2 protein-coding genes are annotated in these 2,385 nt (G+C 59.4%); both read right to left on the reverse strand.

From position 1 onward, the window contains the following. Positions 1 to 116: 116 nt before the first annotated feature. A complete protein-coding gene (locus WB402_RS13785; RefSeq protein ID WP_424208818.1) occupies positions 117 to 2,066 on the reverse strand; it encodes a TSUP family transporter in 1,950 nt (649 codons plus the stop codon). A gap of 9 nt (positions 2,067 to 2,075) precedes the next feature. Continuing rightward, positions 2,076 to 2,315 carry a hypothetical protein gene (locus tag WB402_RS13790; RefSeq protein WP_424208820.1) on the reverse strand — a complete coding sequence of 80 codons (240 nt, stop codon included), beginning with the start codon at positions 2,313 to 2,315 and terminating at the stop codon, positions 2,076 to 2,078. Between the last annotated feature and the right edge of the window lie 70 nt (positions 2,316 to 2,385).

Here is a 2,385-nt window from a genome sequence, read left to right on the forward strand (position 1 = left end):
TTCAATACCATATTTTATTAATTCAGCGGCACATGTGGACGGCAAGCAATCTGCCGACCGCTAGGGACTGCGGTAATAAAGCCAAGGGCAGACAATTTGTATTTTTTTCTTCATACCTACTTGACGACGAGCACGGCGCACTGGGTTTGGTCGATAACGCGCTCTGACGTGTTGCCCAGCAGAACCCGCTCCAGGCCCGTGCGTCCACGACTGCCCAGAATGATCAAATCGGCGTTTTTTTCGATTGCCGTCTTGACGATCATTTCGTCCGGTCGACCGTGCGGAACGATGCCTTCCACCACCACTCCTTCCTGCTTGAGGAAAGAGACGAGGCGGCTCATGACCTGGCGCGCCTCGCGCTTGCGCTCTTCGCTATGTTCTGGCCGGGTGACCGAGACGACCGTGACGGGCGTGTGACACAGCTTGGCGAGCCGCGCGGCGGTGACGGCGGAAGCGTCGCCGTAGCGTGAACCGTCGGAGGCGACAATGAAGCGTCGTCCCACGAGCTCCGCCGAGCGCGGCACCACGAGCACATTGCAACTGGAGTGTCCGATGACGCGCACGGTCGACGGACCGACCATCAGACGTGCCAGCCCATGGCGGCCACGCCGGCCCATGATAATAAGATCGGCCTGCATTTTTTCCGCCTGACTGACGATTTCCTGGTAAACCTGGTTGCCCTGGGTGGCCTCGCTCTCGCAAGCCACGCCGGCGGACGCGGCCTGCTGTTGCACATCGTCGAGATAAGCACGAGCGGTATTTAACTCCTTGGTGATCAACTGTTCACCCATGGCGTAAAGTTCGGCATCGCCACCGGCCACCACGCTGACCGCGCGCAAACGGGCGCCGCACTTGCTCGCCATGCGCAAGGCTTCGCGCACGGCGCCGGCGCTGTACTCCGAGCCGTCGGAGGCAAGCAGAAAGCGCTCGAAGCGGCCGAGCGGTGAGAGTTGCGGGGTGGCCGGAGATGCCACCACATCGGGAGAGAATGCCGTGGTCGCAGAGGTGACAAGTACAGCCTCACGGCGTGAGGCACTGATACCGGTCCACAGGGCGGCAAATACGATGGCCGCGCCGCTCGCGAGTGCTGCAATCAGCACCACGAAGCTGATGTTCAGCAGAGCGCCAGGAAGATGGGGGGCGAGTTTGTCGATGAGATCAAGTTCCGACAGGTACACGGGAATGGCGATCGCGCGTGAGAACATCACCAGCACCATGATCACGCCCATGACCATTTTGATCATGTGCGGCTTCACGTAGGTGGTGCCGATCGCGCCGAGTTGGATGCCGAACAGCGACCCGGCAAGAATAATCATGGCGAGGCGGATATCCACGAGTCCGCTCCACGCATATTTCATCGAGCCACCCACGCCCATGACGAAGGCGGTGACCAGCTCGGTGGCGGATGCCATGAGCGCGGGCGCGCCTAGCACGTAGTGCATGGCCGGGACGCCGATAAAACCGCCCACGGCGATCGTCGCCGCGAGCATGCCGGTGGCGAATCCGAGTGGAATCGTAAACAGCACCGACACGCGGGCGTTGAGGCTCTTGAAGTAGACCATCGTGCCGGGAATATGGATCGTCTGCACCCAGCGGGCGAGACGCGCGACCTTTTCCGGTTCGTCACTCGTGGTATTGCGCGTTTTCATCGCATCCCACAACACGGAGCTGCAGATGATGCCAAGTATGATGACGAAAGCGAGGCTGACATAGAGGTTGGAACCAGCGTCGCCAAAACTTTGATGGATCGTTTGCTGGATATGCGCGCCGTAGAGCACCCCGGCCTCGGCCGAGACGCCGATCACGAGTCCGAGCTTCACGTCCACCTGGCCATACTTGGCGCGCTTGATGGCGCCGACCAGGGCCTTGGGGAATTTGTGGCAGATGTTGGAGGCGACGGCGACGATGCCGGGCACGCCCATGCTCATCATGGCGGGCGTGAGCACGAAGGCACCGCCGGAGCCGATAAAACCGCTGACCAGGCCGCCGATGAAGCCGACGACCAGAAGATAGGTTACGTCGAGCGCATTGAGCGGGATGAAATTCGTTGCCGATGCGAGATCCACGCCGCCTCCTTATTTCTTGGCCTTGATGCCGAGAGTGTCCCAGAAGTGGGAGGTAAAGGATCCGTGGAAATAGGAAAACACGAAGGCAATCACGATAGGAGCGATGAAGTACCAGCCGCCCTGCGAGGTGAAGGCGAGGATGGAGTCCTCGAAAAAGTACAGCAGAAAATATAACACCAGCGATATGAACCCGTAGACTGCGACGCGCGTTATCATTTTGCCGCCGCTGTGCGAAGACGGATCAGTCATGTTAACCCCTTAGAAATATATGGTCGGTAAATTGTCCTTATTTATTGTCGTTCGGTTACCCGTACTGTAT

This window comes from Sulfuricaulis sp., from assembly GCF_049587675.1.
GTDB lineage: Bacteria > Pseudomonadota > Gammaproteobacteria > Acidiferrobacterales > Sulfurifustaceae > Sulfuricaulis.

Excerpts from the sequence above, each read along its gene's own strand:
- WB402_RS13790 (WP_424208820.1), bottom strand. The coding sequence starts at position 2,315 with ATGACTGATCCGTCTTCGCACAGCGGCGGCAAAATGATAACGCGCGTC.